The sequence below is a fragment of the Bacillus sp. CH_48 genome, from assembly GCF_038008465.1.
Taxonomy (GTDB): domain Bacteria; phylum Bacillota; class Bacilli; order Bacillales; family Bacillaceae_G; genus Bacillus_A; species Bacillus_A thuringiensis_S.
Window position 1 is genome coordinate 1,404,152 of record NZ_JBBOZF010000001.1, and the last position, 15,993, is coordinate 1,420,144.

Here is a 15,993-nt window from a genome sequence, read left to right on the forward strand (position 1 = left end):
GTCTACAGGTTATCCCAATTATTCCTTAGTTGTCTCAACTTCAACATTCAATTTATCTGCTGATTGATGATCATCATCATCTTCTGTATCACGCATTTCAATTTCTGTATCGTCGCTAGACATCATTTTAACGTCCATACCTAAACTTTGCAGCTCTTTAATCAATACTTTGAATGATTCAGGAACGCCTGGTTCTGGAACATTTTCGCCTTTAACAATTGCTTCATAAGTCTTAACACGTCCAACAACATCATCAGACTTCACTGTTAAGATTTCTTGAAGAGTATAAGCAGCACCGTAAGCTTCAAGTGCCCAAACCTCCATCTCACCGAAACGCTGTCCACCGAACTGAGCTTTACCTCCAAGAGGTTGCTGCGTTACAAGTGAGTATGGTCCAGTAGAACGAGCATGAAGTTTATCGTCAACCATGTGCGCAAGTTTGATCATATACATGACACCAACAGATACGCGGTTATCGAATGGTTCACCAGTACGTCCGTCATACAGGATTGTTTTCGCGTCATTTGCCATACCAGCTTCTTCAATTGTGCCCCAAACATCTTCCTCACGAGCACCATCGAATACTGGTGTTGCAATGTGAATGCCCAGGTATCTTGCTGCCATACCAAGATGAAGCTCTAATACCTGACCGATATTCATACGAGATGGTACCCCTAATGGGTTTAACATAATATCGATTGGCGTACCGTCTGGTAAGTAAGGCATATCTTCTTCTGGTAAAATACGAGAAATAACACCTTTGTTACCGTGACGTCCGGCCATCTTGTCACCTTCAGAAATTTTACGTTTTTGAACGATATATGCACGTACAAGTTGATTCACACCTGGTGGCAATTCATCGCCATCTTCACGGTTGAATACTTTTACGTCTAAGATAATACCGCCACCACCGTGTGGTACACGTAGTGATGTATCACGTACTTCACGCGCTTTTTCTCCAAAGATAGCATGTAATAGACGTTCTTCAGCTGTTAATTCTGTTACACCTTTAGGTGTTACTTTACCAACAAGTAAATCTCCATCTTTTACTTCAGCACCAACGCGAATGATACCGCGCTCGTCAAGGTTACGTAATGCGTCTTCCCCAACGTTTGGAATGTCACGTGTAATTTCTTCTGGTCCAAGCTTCGTATCACGAGCTTCTGATTCATATTCTTCAATATGAATAGAAGTGTACACATCATCTTTTACAAGGCGCTCACTCATGATAATCGCATCCTCGTAGTTATAACCGTCCCAAGTCATGAAGCCAACAAGTACGTTACGTCCAAGTGCTAGTTCACCTAATTCCATAGAAGGACCATCCGCAAGGATTTCACCTTTTACAACTTCATTTCCAACACTTACGATTGGACGTTGGTTGTAACAAGTTCCTTGGTTAGAACGAATGAATTTTTGCATTTTGTAGCGATCTAAGTCGCCTTTTACTGTTTGACCGTCAACTTCTACATAGCGACGTACCCAAACTTCACGTGCTTCTACGCGCTCAACAACACCAGGATGTTTACAGATTACTGCAGCACCCGAGTCTTTTGCTGATACGTACTCCATACCTGTACCTACAATCGGAGATTCCGGATTCATTAACGGAACCGCCTGACGTTGCATGTTCGCTCCCATAAGTGCGCGGTTAGAGTCATCGTTTTCTAAGAACGGAATACAAGCTGTCGCTGCCGACACTACTTGTTTTGGAGATACATCCATGTAGTCGATGCGTTCTCTATTTGTGACAATATTTTCGCCACGGAAACGAGCTACGATATCTTCACTTAGGAATTCACCTTCATCAGATAATTTCATATTCGCTTGGGCTACAACATAGTTATCTTCTTCATCTGCTGTTAAATAATCAACATGCCCTGTTACAAGACCAGTTTCTGGGTCAACACGACGGTATGGTGTTTCAATGAAACCAAACTCATTTACTTTCGCGAACGAAGATAATGAGTTAATCAAACCAATGTTTGGTCCCTCTGGTGTTTCAATCGGACACATACGACCATAGTGGGAGTAATGAACGTCACGTACTTCAAAGCCTGCGCGCTCACGCGTTAAACCACCAGGTCCTAATGCAGATAGTCTTCGTTTGTGAGTTAACTCTGCTAATGGATTTGTTTGGTCCATGAACTGAGATAACTGAGAACTTCCGAAGAACTCTTTAATAGATGCAATAACAGGACGAATATTAATTAGTGCCTGTGGTGTAATTGCATTTGTATCTTGGATCGACATTCTCTCACGAACAACACGTTCCATACGAGAAAGGCCGATACGGAATTGGTTTTGTAATAGTTCTCCAACAGAACGCAGACGACGGTTTCCTAAATGGTCAATATCATCTGTATCTCCTACTTTGTATAGTAGGTTGAAGAAGTAACTGATAGAAGCAAGGATATCACCTGGTGTGATGTGTTTCACATCACGAGTAATGTTTGCATTACCAATTACATTAATTACGCGTTCGCCTTCCGACTCAGGAGCATAAATCTTAATAGATTGCAGCTCAACATCGCCTTCTACCACTCCACCCATTGGTTTCGCTGTTTTGAATCCAATGTTTTTCTCTAAGTAAGGTAAAATGCGATCAAGTGTACGACGATCTAAGATTGTTCCTTCTGCCGCTAAAATTTCACCAGTTTCTGGATCCACTAATGTTTCAGCTAAACGTTGATTAAACAATCTGTTTTTAATGTGTAACTTCTTGTTGATCTTATAGCGACCTACATTTGCTAAATCGTAGCGCTTTGGATCGAAGAAACGAGACACAAGTAAGCTCTTAGCATTTTCTACTGTTGGTGGTTCACCAGGACGTAGACGCTCATAAATTTCAAGCAATGCTTTTTCTGTGCTATCTGTGTTGTCTTTTTCTAATGTGTTGCTTAAGTATTCGTTATCACCTAAAAGCTCGGTGATTTCTTGATCAGAGCCAAACCCTAATGCGCGTAACAAAACAGTTACAGGAAGTTTACGCGTACGGTCAATACGCACATATACAACATCCTTAGCATCTGTCTCATACTCTAACCAAGCTCCGCGGTTTGGAATTACAGTAGCAGTAAAACCACGTTTTCCGTTTTTATCCACTTTGCCACTATAGTATACGCTTGGAGAGCGAACTAACTGGGAAACGATAACACGTTCTGCACCGTTAATTACGAATGTTCCAGTCTCTGTCATGAGTGGGAAATCTCCCATGAACACATCTTGTTCTTTTACTTCACCAGTTTCCTTGTTGATTAGACGCACTTTTACACGAAGTGGTGCTGCATACGTCACATCACGCTCTTTGCATTCGTCTACAGAGTATTTAGGTTCACCTAAGCTGTAGTCGATAAATTCAAGCGATAGATTTCCCGTAAAGTCTTCAATCGGAGAAATGTCTTGGAACATTTCTCGCAAACCCTCATCAAGAAACCACTGATAAGAAGAGGTTTGAATTTCGATAAGATTTGGTAACTCTAATACTTCACTAATACGGGCATAACTTCTTCGTTGGCGGTGGCGTCCGTATTGAACTAGTTGACCTGTCAACTGCTTCACCCCTCAAATCATGAGTATTATAAATGCACAAAAAAATTTGTGCAAAATCACAAATAAATACAACTACTGCTATTAGCGTAGTCTTTTTCTCTTAAAGATAAATACGTTGAGTCTTTCTACCTGCTCAAAAAAGAAAAATGGCTTCTATAAGAAAACCATCATTCTGTTTCATAATCTGCTGATTTTACTATCTTTTCCAAGAGAAACAAAAATATACATCTTTCTCAACGCAGAAAATCATATATTGGCATTGTATAATGTTAACATAGCCAAAAATAACCGTCAACGTTTTTTTGATTTTATGATATAATATCCTTTTTTCTTTTCTACAACCTCAACTTCAGAAAATACTTCCTCTAGTTTTTTCAGCGCAGATGGTGCACCTTGCTTCTTTTGAATAACAATCCAAAGTTCTCCACCTGGAACTAAATACTCCACAGCTTTTTCTAAAATTTCATGTACGACATCTTTACCCGCACGAATTGGAGGGTTAGATAGAATAGCAGCATACTTGCCATCTACATTTTCATAGACGCTACTTTGAAAAATACGTATATTCTCGATTTTGTTATTAGCGGCGTTTTCTTTCGCAAGTCCAAGCGCCCTTTCATTCACATCCACCATGTGAACTTCACGACCTTGAAACTCTTTCGCTAGCGACAAACCAATAGGACCGTATCCGCAACCTACATCTAATATATTACCTTTAATATCTGGCATTTGAAAAGCTTCAATTAAAAGACGGGAACCAAAGTCCACTTCGTTTTTCGAGAACACCCCATGGTCGGATAAGAAAGTAAATTGAGATCCACGAAGTGCAAATTCCCATCGCTTACGATCACTTTTACTAGAAGGGTCGTTAGAAAAATAATGGTCTGCCATATGGCCACCTCTCTTCTTTACAGTTAAAAAAAAAGCTCGCATGAGAGCGAGCTTTTTTTAAAGCATCAAAAGTTAATTACTTAACTTCTACAGCAGCGCCAACTTCTTCAAGTTTAGCTTTGATTTCTTCAGCTTCTTCTTTAGCAGCAGCTTCTTTGATTACTTTTGGAGTGTTGTCAACTAATTCTTTAGCTTCTTTTAAGCCAAGACCAGTGATTTCACGAACAACTTTGATAACTTTGATTTTTTGTGCACCAGCGCTAGTTAGTTCCACATCAAATTCAGTTTTCTCAGCAGCAGCTTCTCCAGCGCCACCAGCAACAGCTACAGGAGCAGCAGCAGTTACGCCGAATTCTTCCTCGATAGCTTTTACTAAGTCGTTAAGTTCTAATACAGTCATAGATTTAACTGCTTCAATGATTTGTTCTTTAGTCATTGTAAATATCCTCCCTTAAATAGGTTTGTATTGTTTTATCGATAATACGTAATTATCTTTTAAAAAATTAAGCGCCTTGCTCTTCCTTTTGTTCTGCAACTGCTTTAGTAGCAAGTGCAAGGTTACGGATTGGAGCTTGAAGAACGCTAAGAAGCATAGAAAGTAAGCCTTCACGTGATGGAAGAGTAGCGATTGCTTTAACCTCATCAAGTGTTACAAGTTTACCTTCGATTACGCCCGCTTTAATTTCTAAAGCTTCATGATTTTTAGCGAAGTCGTTTAATACTTTCGCAGGAGCAACTACATCCTCGTTACTGAACGCGATTGCGTTTGGTCCTGTTAAGAATTCGTTTAACTCAGCCATTTCAGCAGATTCTGCAGCACGACGAGTTAGAGAGTTTTTGTAAACTTTGAACTCAACGCCAGCTTCACGTAATTGCTTACGTAATTCTGTTGCTTCAGAAACTGTTAAACCACGGTAGTCAACAACGATCGTAGATTTACTAGCACGAAGTTTGTCCGCGATTTCAGTTACAACTTGTTGTTTAGTTTCGATTACTTTGCTCATGTTATTACACCTCCTGTAGATTATATAGAAGATGTACCGAAAGTGCACTAAAAACCTCCATGCCCAACTTGTAGACATGGAGGCATATAGTCACAGAAAAAAATTCCGTTTCGTATATTAACACCTAGGTAGGAAATTAAGTCTATTGACACCTACTGTCTACGGTACACTATTTAAATTCACAACATAAATGATTATATTAAATCTTCTTTATGAAGTCAACTTCCAATTTTTACGCTAATGTAGAAACGTCTACACGTACGCCAGGTCCCATTGTAGAAGCAACTGTTACGTTCTTCATGTAAGTACCTTTTGCAGCAGATGGCTTAACTTTTAATAAAGTATCAGCGATTGTTTTGAAGTTTTCTACTAATTTAGCATCTTCGAAAGATACTTTACCGATTGGAACGTGGATGTTACCAGCTTTATCAACGCGGTATTCAACTTTACCAGCTTTGATTTCGTTAACAGCTTTAGTTACATCGAAAGTAACTGTTCCAGTTTTAGGGTTTGGCATTAAACCTTTAGGTCCTAATACGCGACCAAGTTTACCAACTTCACCCATCATGTCAGGAGTTGCTACTACTACATCGAAATCGAACCAACCTTGTTGGATTTTACCGATGTAATCAGTATCGCCTACGAAGTCAGCTCCAGCAGCTTCAGCTTCTTTAGCTTTTTCACCTTTAGCGAACACTAATACACGTTGTACTTTACCAGTACCGTGCGGAAGAACAACTGCACCACGGATTTGTTGGTCAGCTTTCTTAGGGTCAACACCTAAACGGAATGCAGCTTCTACAGTTGCATCAAATTTAGCTGTGTTTGTTTTCTTTACTAATTCTACTGCTTCTGTTGCAGAGTAAGCAGCTGCACGGTCAACAAGCTTTGCAGCTTCTACGTACTTTTTACCTCTTTTAGCCATTTTTATTTCCTCCTCGAATGTGGTTTTAGCGGAATAACCTCCCACGTTTACGCCTGTTTTCAGGTATAACCTGAGGATGAGCGCCATCCATTTATTTAAAAACGATAATCATTTACGATAATAAAGGTTGCGAATTGGAATTCCAGACCCGCAACCTTTTTTTAAAAACAAATCGAATTAGTCTTCGATAACGATGCCCATACTGCGTGCAGTACCTTCAACCATACGCATTGCAGCTTCTACGCTAGCAGCGTTTAGGTCAGGCATTTTAGTTTCAGCGATTTCGCGTACTTTATCACGCTTAACAGTTGCCACTTTATTACGATTTGGTTCACCAGAACCAGACTCAATACCAGCTACTTTCTTAAGAAGAACAGCAGCAGGAGGAGTTTTAGTAATGAAAGTGAATGAACGGTCCTCAAATACCGTAATTTCAACAGGGATGATAAGACCAGCTTGATCTGCTGTACGAGCGTTAAACTCTTTACAGAAGCCCATGATGTTAACACCTGCTTGTCCTAATGCTGGACCAACTGGTGGAGCTGGGTTAGCTTTACCTGCAGGAATTTGAAGCTTTACCATTTTAATTACCTTTTTAGCCACGAGACACACCTCCTTAAGTCCGTGATGTGGTCAATTGGACAGTGATTTGCCCTCCCACGTCATATTTTATCTGTAAGGATAAAATCTTTCAAAAAACGCCTCCGATAATGAAGACGTACTGACTTAAAAGATATTATCACTTTTTACAATTCATTTCAAGTTTCATTTTATAATTTTTCAATTTGATGGAAGTCAAGTTCAACTGGAGTCTCGCGACCAAACATGTCCACAAGTACACTAACCTTTTTCTTCTCCACATCAATTTCTTCAATAGCACCTGTATAATCTGCGAATGGCCCCTCATTTACACGTACTGTCTCATGAAGTTCAAAGTCGAAATCAACCACTTCGTTGTCCATTCCCATATGTTTCATAATGGTAACAACTTCCTCTTCTAATAGAGGCGATGGCTTAGATCCAGAACCAGAAGAACCAACGAACCCAGTTACACCCGGCGTGTTACGTACAACATACCAAGAATCATCAGTCATGATTAATTCTACTAATACATAACCTGGGAACACTTTTCTTTTCATTAATTTTTCTTTTCCGTTTTTCATTTCTACTTCTACTTCTTCCGGGACAACAACACGGAAAATTTTATCTTGCATACCCATTGATTCTACACGCTTCTCTAGGTTTGCTTTTACTTTATTTTCATATCCAGAATAAGTATGGACAACATACCAACTTTTTTCCATTCATTTAGGACGAGCGTCCTTCCCTCCCTGACGTACATTTTTTTGCGCAAATGAAAAAACCCGTTCACCGGGCTTTTACACAGTTCTTATAAATAACATTATATCATGGATAAGTGCTTCTTATTCAAGAATTAACCAAGAATTAACCGAATTAAAGAAGAAATGCCCATATCAACTACTGCGAAGAAAATCGCAAAGAACACAACTGTAGCAACAACAGTCGCTGTTGAGCGGAGTAATTCATCTTTTTTAGGCCAACTTACTTTTTTCATTTCGCGACCTACATCGCCGAAAAAGTTCGTTAAACGCATCTGCGGGACCTCCAGTGTATTATTTCAATTATTTATTTTGTTTCCTTGTGAACTGTATGCTGATTGCATGTTTTACAAAACTTTTTTATTTCAAGTCGCTCTATTGAGCTCGTATCTTTCATAGTAGAGTAGTTTCGATTTTTACACTCTTCACATGAGAGTACAACTTTTTTCCTCATTAGTTACACCAACCTTGTAACATTATGTCCCTAAAAATGTATCATACAATAAAAGACAATGTCAATGACATGCATTTTGTACGCTCTACAAAAGAAAACAGGTGATTTATTTTACACCTGTTGCACTTGTTATTTGTTATGAATTTAAAGTTGTACTTTCTCGCATTTCCATATATCGTTCCAATTTCCTCTTCACCCGCTGTAAAGCGTTATCAATAGATTTCACATGTCTGTTTAACTGTTCTGAAATCTCTTGATAAGAACGCCCATCTAGATATAAAGAAAGTACTTTTCTTTCTAAATCGCTTAATAATTCTGATATTTTTGATTCTATGTCTGTATATTCTTCTTGGCTAATAATCATCTCTTCAGGATCAGTTACCTTCGCTTCAGAAATAACATCCAATAATGTTCGATCAGATTCCTCATCGTAAATCGGCTTATCTAAAGACACATATGAATTTAAGGGAATATGTTTTTGTCTTGTTGCCGTTTTAATAGCGGTAATAATTTGTCGAGTGATACACAGTTCAGCAAATGCTTTGAATGAAGACAGCTTGTCCTCTTTATAATCACGAATTGCTTTAAACAACCCTATCATACCTTCTTGAACAATGTCTTCTCGATCGGCACCCACTAAAAAGTAAGATCTTGATTTCGCGCGAACAAAGTTCTTATACTTGTGAATTAAATATTCTAGAGCGTCAGTATTACCTTTTCGAACTAACTCAACGATTGCCTCATCCTCTAAATCACGAAATGTAACGTCGCCTACACTTACGAAGCCTGCTTCCACCTTGATCCCTCCGACCGCTATTTATTTAGCAATATTATACAGTAAAAAGACAAAGAGCGTCAATGCTTCAACGCTCTCCTCTTCTTAATTTTTCTAATTTTTCTGTAATATCTTTACTAAATATCTTTCGCATGGCGGGTTGCTGTTCTTTCGTGTCTTTTGTACGCCTTCTTACTTGTTGCTCCATTGCCTGTACTTCCAACTCTAATTCACGCGCAGATTTCCGAAGGGCACCTTGCGCAAATATAACCCATTGTTCCGTGTAATCAGAAGTCGCAACATATATTCGTGTATTTATATTTCTAAGCTCTATCGCAAGTTGCTCTATCTTTTCATCTGCAGTTTGATTCTTTCGTGTGAATATTACTTCCACACGAGATTGTTTCATCTTTTTTTCAATACCATGTACTGTATAGGCATCAAAGACTATCATCACTTTTGTGCCTGTATAACCTTGATAATCCGCCATCTTATCAATAAGTGCATCTCTTGATGATTGTAAATCTACATCCCGCAGTTTCTTCAAATCTCCCCAAGCTCCGATAATGTTGTAACCGTCAACGATTAAAATATCGTTCATCTTTTATTTACCAATTTCGTGACGTTTACGATATACCTCATACATTAACAAACTTGCGGCTACGGAAGCATTTAAGGATGTAACTTTACCAACCATCGGTAGAGTGATTAGGAAATCACACTTTTCACCAATAATACGGCTCATACCTTTTCCTTCACTACCAATTACTAACCCAATCGGCATTTTACCATCTAAATTACGATAATCCGTTTTTCCTTTGGCATCTGTACCAGCAATCCAAAGTCCACGTTCTTTTAATTCATCAATTGTACGGGATAAGTTCGTTACGCGTGCAACAGGAATGTATTCAATTGCTCCTGTTGATGCTTTCGCAACTGACGCTGTAAGCCCCACAGCCCTTCTCTTTGGAATAATAATCCCATGAGCTCCTGTCGCATCAGCAGTACGCATAATAGAACCTAAGTTATGCGGATCTTCAATCTCATCTAAAATTAAGAAGAATGGATCTTCATTACGTTTTTCTGCCACTTTGAATAAATCTTCTAACTCCGCATACTGATATGCAGCTACTTGAGCGATTACACCTTGATGATTACCCTCAACTAATTGATCTAACTTTTTCTTTGGTGCATGTTGTAAAATAACCTTATTCTCTTTCGCTAACGCTAGTACAATCTGCACTTGTCCTTTGGCAGCACCTTCTGCGATCCAAATTTTATTAATATCTCTCCCTGATCGTAACGCTTCAATTACAGGGTTACGTCCGATAATATATTCACTACTCATGATGATGTGCCCCCTTCCTTTTCTTCTAAAACTGCAATTGCCTTATATACAATTTCGTCTAATCTTTCACGGTTATTTAATAAATGATGATAACCAATTAGCGCTTCAAAGGCTGTACTATGTCGATATGTTTGTACATCCGTATTTTTCGGAACCGTACCTGAATTTGCATTACGTCCTCTTCTTAATACCGCCTCTTCTTCCTCTGTCAAAAACGACGTCTCTAATAAATGATAAACAACTTTCGCCTGTGCTTTTGCTGAAACAAAGCTCGTCCCTAAGCGATGTAATTGATTAGGGCGAACCTTTCCTTTTTGAAGGAGGTGATAGCGGATATATTGTTCATATACCGCATCACCCATATACGCTAACGCCAAGCTGTTTAATTGCTTTGCATCAATCATCCTTATCCTCTTTTCCATCTTGTACCTTGAGCGGTATCTTCTAAAATAATATTACGTCCTTTTAAATCGTCACGAATTTGATCAGACAATGCGAAATCGCGATTTTTACGAGCCTCAATGCGCTTTTGGATAAGTTCTTCAATTTCTTCATCCAGCAATTCTTCTTGCGTTAATTCTAATCCTAAAATATCAAATAACGTTTCCAATTGTTTTACGTATGCTTCGATCACAACTTTAGATGTATGCTCTTCAAGTAAATATTGATTTGCATGATTGGCTACATTGTATAATTCGGTAATTGCATTCGCAGTGTTAAAGTCATCATTCATTGCCTCTTCAAATGCAGTCTGGAATTTCTCTATTTCAACTAACCATTTCTCATTATGGTCTGTTAAATCCGTACTGCTTTCCATACGATGCTTTAAGTTTCCATAAGCTGTTTTAATTCTTTCCAGCCCATTATTCGTACTTTGTAATAACTCTTCACTAAAGTTAATCGGATGACGATAGTGTACTGATAACATAAAGAATCTAATTAACTGTGGGTCGTATTGCTTAATAATATCGTGAACTAAAATAAAGTTACCAAGCGATTTAGACATCTTCTCATTGTTAATATTAATATATCCATTATGCATCCAGTAACGTGCAAACGTTTTTCCAGTCAATGCTTCCGACTGCGCAATTTCATTTTCATGATGCGGGAACGCCAAGTCTTGACCACCAGCATGAATGTCAATTGTATCCCCTAAGTACTTACGTGCCATTGCTGAGCATTCAATATGCCACCCTGGACGCCCTTGCCCCCAAGGGCTTTCCCAGAAGATTTCTCCTTCTTTCGCAGCTTTCCATAAAGCAAAATCAAGAGGGTCTTGTTTCTTTTCCCCCACCTCAATACGAGCACCGTGACGTAAATCTGCGATTGGTTGATGTGATAATTTACCGTAACCTTCGAATTCCTTCGTTTTAAAGTACACATCTCCCTCTGATTCGTATGCATACCCTTTATTCACAAGTTCTTGAATAAATTCAATAATGATATCCATATTTTCTGTTACACGAGGATGGACTGTTGCGTGTTTGCAACCTAGCGCTGTTACATCTTCAAAGTACGCTTCAACAAAACGATCAGCAATTGTCGGTACATCTTCACCTAATTCATTTGCCGCTTTAATTAATTTATCATCTACGTCCGTAAAGTTCGATACGTATTGCACATCGTACCCTTTATATTCTAGATAGCGACGTACTGTATCGAATACCATAGGAGGTCTTGCATTGCCAATATGAATGTAGTTATAGACTGTAGGTCCGCATACATACATCTTTACCTTATTTTCTTCTAATGGAACAAACTCTTCTTTTTGACGTGTTAACGTATTATAAATGTGAATAGTCATTTTTATCCTTCCTTTCTACCTTTACTTCCAGTTGTTTCTTCAATTTATCAAGTTCTACTTCCATAGCCTTTAATTTATCAAAAATTGGATCCGGAAGGTCAGAGTGATTTAATTCTTGACCAATCTTTACTCCATTTTGAATAACGACTCGGCCAGGTATACCTACAACTGTAGAATGTGCAGGAACTTCTTTTAATACGACAGACCCTGCCCCGATTTTAGAATTCTCTCCCACAGTAATAGAACCAAGGACTTTAGCACCCGTCGCAATTAATACATTATCCTGAATTGTTGGATGCCTCTTGCCTTTTTCTTTTCCTGTACCACCTAATGTAACCCCTTGATAAATTGTTACATTATCACCAATTTCACAAGTTTCTCCAATTACAACTCCCATTCCATGGTCTATGAAAAAGCGTCGACCAATAGTTGCTCCTGGATGAATCTCAATGCCAGTAAAAAAACGACTAACTTGTGAAACAAAACGTGCAAGAAAGAAAAAATCCCTTTTATAAAAAGCATGTGCAATTCGATGAGCCCAAACTGCATGTAATCCAGAGTAAGTTAAAATGACTTCGAAATAACCTCTTGCCGCTGGATCCTGTTCAAAAACGACTTCAATATCTTCCCGAAGCCTCTTAAACATCGATGTTCCCTCCCCTTTATGGGCTGCTTTTTCGAGTGAACTAACTCCCTACTTATCTCCCTAAATCTTTATACACGTAGATAAAATTTATACTCATACCCAGTTTTACGGTATAAAAAAAGACGCCTCTGTCATATTGACAGAGACGCCTTTTAAGCGCGGTTCCACTCTGTTTAGGCTAAAAAAGCCTCAAACTCATCTCTGATAACGGTGTACACCGCTTCTGCTTACTTTAACGCCTTAAGATGTTTCACAAAACATTTTGCTGTTCAGCAGAAGACTCGAAGGGGCATTTCAAAAACCCGCTTATAAACCACTTCCAGCCTAAAGGTGGTTCTCTCTGTAAAAAGCCTGATTTTCTACTTCTCCTTCTCGTCGCTTTTCCTTATTAGGTTTTAAGTATACTTATTATATTTCTAAACCTAGAAAATGTTAACCAATTACTTTTTGAAGACGATTTAAAACTTTTTCTTTTCCAAGAAGTGCAATAGCATTAGGAAGCTCTGGGCCATGTGTTTGACCAGTAGTTGCAACACGGATTGGCATAAATAAGTTTTTACCTTTATGACCTGTTTCCTTTTGAACTGCTTTAATAGCCGCCTTAATTGCTGCTGGTTCCATCGCCTCTAGTGCTTCTACTTGACCAGCAAATGCACGAAGTACTTCTGGTACTTGTTCACCTTTTAATACTTCTTGTCCTTCTTCTTCATGATCAACATGATCTTTGAAGAACATTTCAGAAAGCTCTACAATTTCAGCTCCAAAACTCATTTGTTCATGATATAACGCAATTACATCACGAATCCAAGCTTGCTCTTGTTCACTTAAAGTTTCACCTATACGTCCAGCTTTCACTAGATGCGGTAAGCTTAATTCTACCACCGTATCTAAATCTTGCTTTTTCATATATTGGTTGTTCATCCATTTTAATTTTTGAGAATCAAATAATGCAGGTGATTTTGATAAACGAGCTGCATCGAACATTTTGATAAACTCTTCTTTAGAGAAGATTTCTTCTTCTCCTACCGGCGACCAACCTAGTAGTGCAATAAAGTTAAAGATTGCTTCTGGAAGATATCCAAGCTCTTTATATTGCTCAATAAATTGAATAATAGATTCATCACGCTTACTTAATTTTTTACGGCTTTCATTTACAATTAAAGTCATATGGCCAAATTGCGGGATATCCCAACCGAAAGCTTCATAAATCATCATTTGTTTTGGCGTATTTGAAATATGGTCATCACCACGAAGTACATGTGTAATTTCCATTAAGTGATCATCTACTGCTACCGCAAAGTTATAAGTTGGAATTCCATCTTTTTTCACGATAACGAAATCACCGAAATCATTTGAATGGAATGCTACTTCATCTTTTACGATATCTTTAAATGTGTAATCACGATCAGCTGGTACACGGAAACGAATACTTGGAATACGTCCCTCAGCTTCAAATTCTTTCATTTGTTCTTCAGTTAAATCACGGTGGTTACCTGCATAACGAGGTGTTTCACCACGAGAAATTTGTCCTTCACGCTCTGCTTCTAGCTCTTCTTCTGTCATATAACATTTGTAAGCTAAACCACGCTCTAATAAATCTAGATATAATTTTTTATAAATATCTAAACGCTCTGTTTGACGATATGGTCCAAATTCACCACCAACATCAACACCTTCATCCCAGTCCATACCGAGCCATTTCAAGTATTTTAATTGGCTTTCTTCTCCACCAGCCACGTTACGTTTTACATCAGTATCTTCAATACGAATAATAAACTTGCCATCTAAATGACGAGCAAATAAATAATTAAATAATGCCGTACGCGCATTTCCGATATGTAAGTGTCCTGTTGGACTTGGCGCATAGCGCACTCTCACTTGCTTTTCCATAATTGGTACACCTTCCATTCTTAATGTCTACACATTCTATAATTGTACAACAAAAAAATGTGATTATCCATCTTACGAATTAAAAACCATTATTTTTTCTGTAATAATACCACTGCTTGAGAAGCAATTCCTTCTTCTCTACCTGTAAATCCTAATTTCTCTGTTGTTGTTGCCTTTACATTAATGTTATCTATAGACGTTTCTAACAGTTCACTAATACGTTTACGCATACTTTCAATATGCGGTGCCATTTTTGGCTTTTGAGCAATAATTGTACAATCTAAGTTCCCTAACTCGTAACCTTGTTCACGCACAAATTCCCAAACTTTTTGTAACAATACAGCTGAATCTGCATCTTTAAAAGCTGGGTCTGTATCAGGAAAATGCTTTCCAATATCTCCTGCTGCAATGGCACCTAAACATGCATCAGCAATCGTATGTAACAATACATCTGCATCTGAATGACCGATTAATCCTTTCTCGTGTGGAATTGTAATTCCGCCAATAATTAACGGTCTACCTTCCGCAAATTCATGCACATCAAAACCTTGTCCAATTCGAAACATTCTTTACATCCTCCTTGAGCTAAACCACTGAGCTTTATGACTCTATATTATATTGATATCCCTACAAAGAAAAGCCCGGCCATTGCCGAGCTTTCCTTTGTTATACACCATCACGGCTATTTTTTCTGAACATGAAGGAAACTTTCAGCAATTAGCAAATCCTCTGGAGTCGTCACTTTAATATTATAGTAACTCCCCTCTACTACACCTACTTGCTTACCAATACGTTCCACGAGACTTGCATCATCTGTACCAAGAAAACAACTCTGTTTTGCACTTCTATGAGCTTCTAACAAAAGAGAAACAGAGAACCCTTGCGGTGTTTGTACAGCCTTAAGCTGAGATCGTTCTACCGTTTCGACAACAACACCTTGCTCTACTTTCTTAACTGTATCCTTTACTGGCACTGCACAAATGGAAGCTCCATATTTTTCTGCTGCTGTTAATACGTCTTGAATCACTTTATTCGTTACGAATGGGCGCGCTCCGTCATGTACAAGAACGTATTCAACATCACTCGCATGCTGAATCGCGTTATATACACTATCTTGTCTTTCGGCTCCACCCTGAATAAATTGTACCTGTTTTTCAATCGGATACTTCTGCATTAATTCCTCAAAATACGGGCGTTCCTCTTCGTTAATTGCCATAACAATACTTTTGCACTCTTTATCTCTTTCAAAAGCACGTAATGTATGAACGATAATCGGTACTTCGTTTATAAGTAAGAACAACTTATTTTTGCCAGCACCCATCCGCTTTCCTTGGCCGGCTGCCGGAATAATTAATGTATACATA

The 15,993-nt window shown here is 38.5% G+C and carries 18 protein-coding genes and 2 other annotated features; all 18 genes read right to left on the reverse strand.

Annotated elements, in window-relative coordinates; translation table 11 throughout:
- Positions 1-18 precede the first annotated feature (18 nt).
- Positions 19-3,552, reverse strand: coding sequence for a DNA-directed RNA polymerase subunit beta (rpoB, locus tag N2V92_RS06885; protein ID WP_000147553.1), 3,534 nt, complete (start codon positions 3,550-3,552; stop codon positions 19-21).
- A gap of 291 nt (positions 3,553-3,843) precedes the next feature.
- Entirely contained in the window at positions 3,844-4,443 is a 600-nt protein-coding gene (locus tag N2V92_RS06890) for a class I SAM-dependent methyltransferase (protein ID WP_000763259.1), read from the reverse strand.
- Between the two features lie 76 nt (positions 4,444-4,519).
- Positions 4,520-4,879 (reverse strand): 50S ribosomal protein L7/L12, encoded by a 360-nt coding sequence (gene rplL, locus N2V92_RS06895; RefSeq protein WP_000159736.1) that lies wholly within the window; start codon positions 4,877-4,879, stop codon positions 4,520-4,522.
- A 67-nt stretch (positions 4,880-4,946) separates the two neighbouring features.
- Entirely contained in the window at positions 4,947-5,447 is a 501-nt protein-coding gene (gene rplJ / locus N2V92_RS06900) for a 50S ribosomal protein L10 (RefSeq protein ID WP_000048717.1), read from the reverse strand.
- A 39-nt stretch (positions 5,448-5,486) separates the two neighbouring features.
- Positions 5,487-5,630: a sequence feature (ribosomal protein L10 leader region), on the reverse strand.
- A 49-nt stretch (positions 5,631-5,679) separates the two neighbouring features.
- Complete coding sequence (gene rplA, locus N2V92_RS06905; RefSeq protein WP_002084079.1) at positions 5,680-6,372, reverse strand: 50S ribosomal protein L1; 693 nt, start codon at positions 6,370-6,372, stop codon at positions 5,680-5,682.
- Between the two features lie 177 nt (positions 6,373-6,549).
- The gene (rplK, locus tag N2V92_RS06910; RefSeq protein ID WP_001085872.1) at positions 6,550-6,975 is read right to left on the reverse strand and encodes a 50S ribosomal protein L11; all 426 of its coding nucleotides are present in this window, start codon (positions 6,973-6,975) and stop codon (positions 6,550-6,552) included.
- 167 nt (positions 6,976-7,142) lie between these two features.
- Entirely contained in the window at positions 7,143-7,676 is a 534-nt protein-coding gene (gene nusG / locus N2V92_RS06915) for a transcription termination/antitermination protein NusG (protein WP_000415794.1), read from the reverse strand.
- 131 nt (positions 7,677-7,807) lie between these two features.
- Positions 7,808-7,987, reverse strand: coding sequence for a preprotein translocase subunit SecE (secE, locus tag N2V92_RS06920; RefSeq protein WP_001241323.1), 180 nt, complete (start codon positions 7,985-7,987; stop codon positions 7,808-7,810).
- A 32-nt stretch (positions 7,988-8,019) separates the two neighbouring features.
- Positions 8,020-8,166: a 50S ribosomal protein L33 gene (gene rpmG, locus N2V92_RS06925; protein ID WP_014481927.1), complete on the reverse strand. Its 147-nt coding sequence runs from the start codon at positions 8,164-8,166 to the stop codon at positions 8,020-8,022.
- A 136-nt stretch (positions 8,167-8,302) separates the two neighbouring features.
- On the reverse strand, positions 8,303-8,962 hold the full coding sequence (locus N2V92_RS06930) for an RNA polymerase sporulation sigma factor SigH (protein ID WP_000387198.1): 660 nt from the start codon (positions 8,960-8,962) through the stop codon (positions 8,303-8,305).
- 67 nt (positions 8,963-9,029) lie between these two features.
- On the reverse strand, positions 9,030-9,542 hold the full coding sequence (locus N2V92_RS06935) for an NYN domain-containing protein (protein WP_000997887.1): 513 nt from the start codon (positions 9,540-9,542) through the stop codon (positions 9,030-9,032).
- Positions 9,543-9,545: 3 nt separating this feature from the next.
- On the reverse strand, positions 9,546-10,289 hold the full coding sequence (gene rlmB, locus N2V92_RS06940; protein ID WP_000093762.1) for a 23S rRNA (guanosine(2251)-2'-O)-methyltransferase RlmB: 744 nt from the start codon (positions 10,287-10,289) through the stop codon (positions 9,546-9,548).
- A complete protein-coding gene (locus N2V92_RS06945; protein ID WP_000564265.1) occupies positions 10,286-10,693 on the reverse strand; it encodes a Mini-ribonuclease 3 in 408 nt (135 codons plus the stop codon). Before N2V92_RS06945 ends, rlmB begins: the two co-directional genes overlap by 4 nt.
- A 2-nt stretch (positions 10,694-10,695) precedes the next feature.
- The gene (gene cysS, locus N2V92_RS06950; RefSeq protein WP_000152279.1) at positions 10,696-12,093 is read right to left on the reverse strand and encodes a cysteine--tRNA ligase; all 1,398 of its coding nucleotides are present in this window, start codon (positions 12,091-12,093) and stop codon (positions 10,696-10,698) included.
- Positions 12,074-12,739: a serine O-acetyltransferase gene (gene cysE / locus N2V92_RS06955; protein ID WP_000476495.1), complete on the reverse strand. Its 666-nt coding sequence runs from the start codon at positions 12,737-12,739 to the stop codon at positions 12,074-12,076. Before cysE ends, cysS begins: the two co-directional genes overlap by 20 nt.
- 138 nt (positions 12,740-12,877) lie before the next feature.
- Positions 12,878-13,124: a binding site (T-box leader), on the reverse strand.
- Positions 13,125-13,171: 47 nt separating this feature from the next.
- Positions 13,172-14,629, reverse strand: a complete 1,458-nt coding sequence (gene gltX, locus N2V92_RS06960) for a glutamate--tRNA ligase (protein ID WP_000415148.1) — start codon at positions 14,627-14,629, stop codon at positions 13,172-13,174.
- A gap of 89 nt (positions 14,630-14,718) precedes the next feature.
- Entirely contained in the window at positions 14,719-15,195 is a 477-nt protein-coding gene (gene ispF / locus N2V92_RS06965) for a 2-C-methyl-D-erythritol 2,4-cyclodiphosphate synthase (protein WP_000488386.1), read from the reverse strand.
- A 116-nt stretch (positions 15,196-15,311) separates the two neighbouring features.
- The gene (gene ispD / locus N2V92_RS06970; protein ID WP_000288312.1) at positions 15,312-15,992 is read right to left on the reverse strand and encodes a 2-C-methyl-D-erythritol 4-phosphate cytidylyltransferase; all 681 of its coding nucleotides are present in this window, start codon (positions 15,990-15,992) and stop codon (positions 15,312-15,314) included.
- Between the last annotated feature and the right edge of the window lies 1 nt (position 15,993).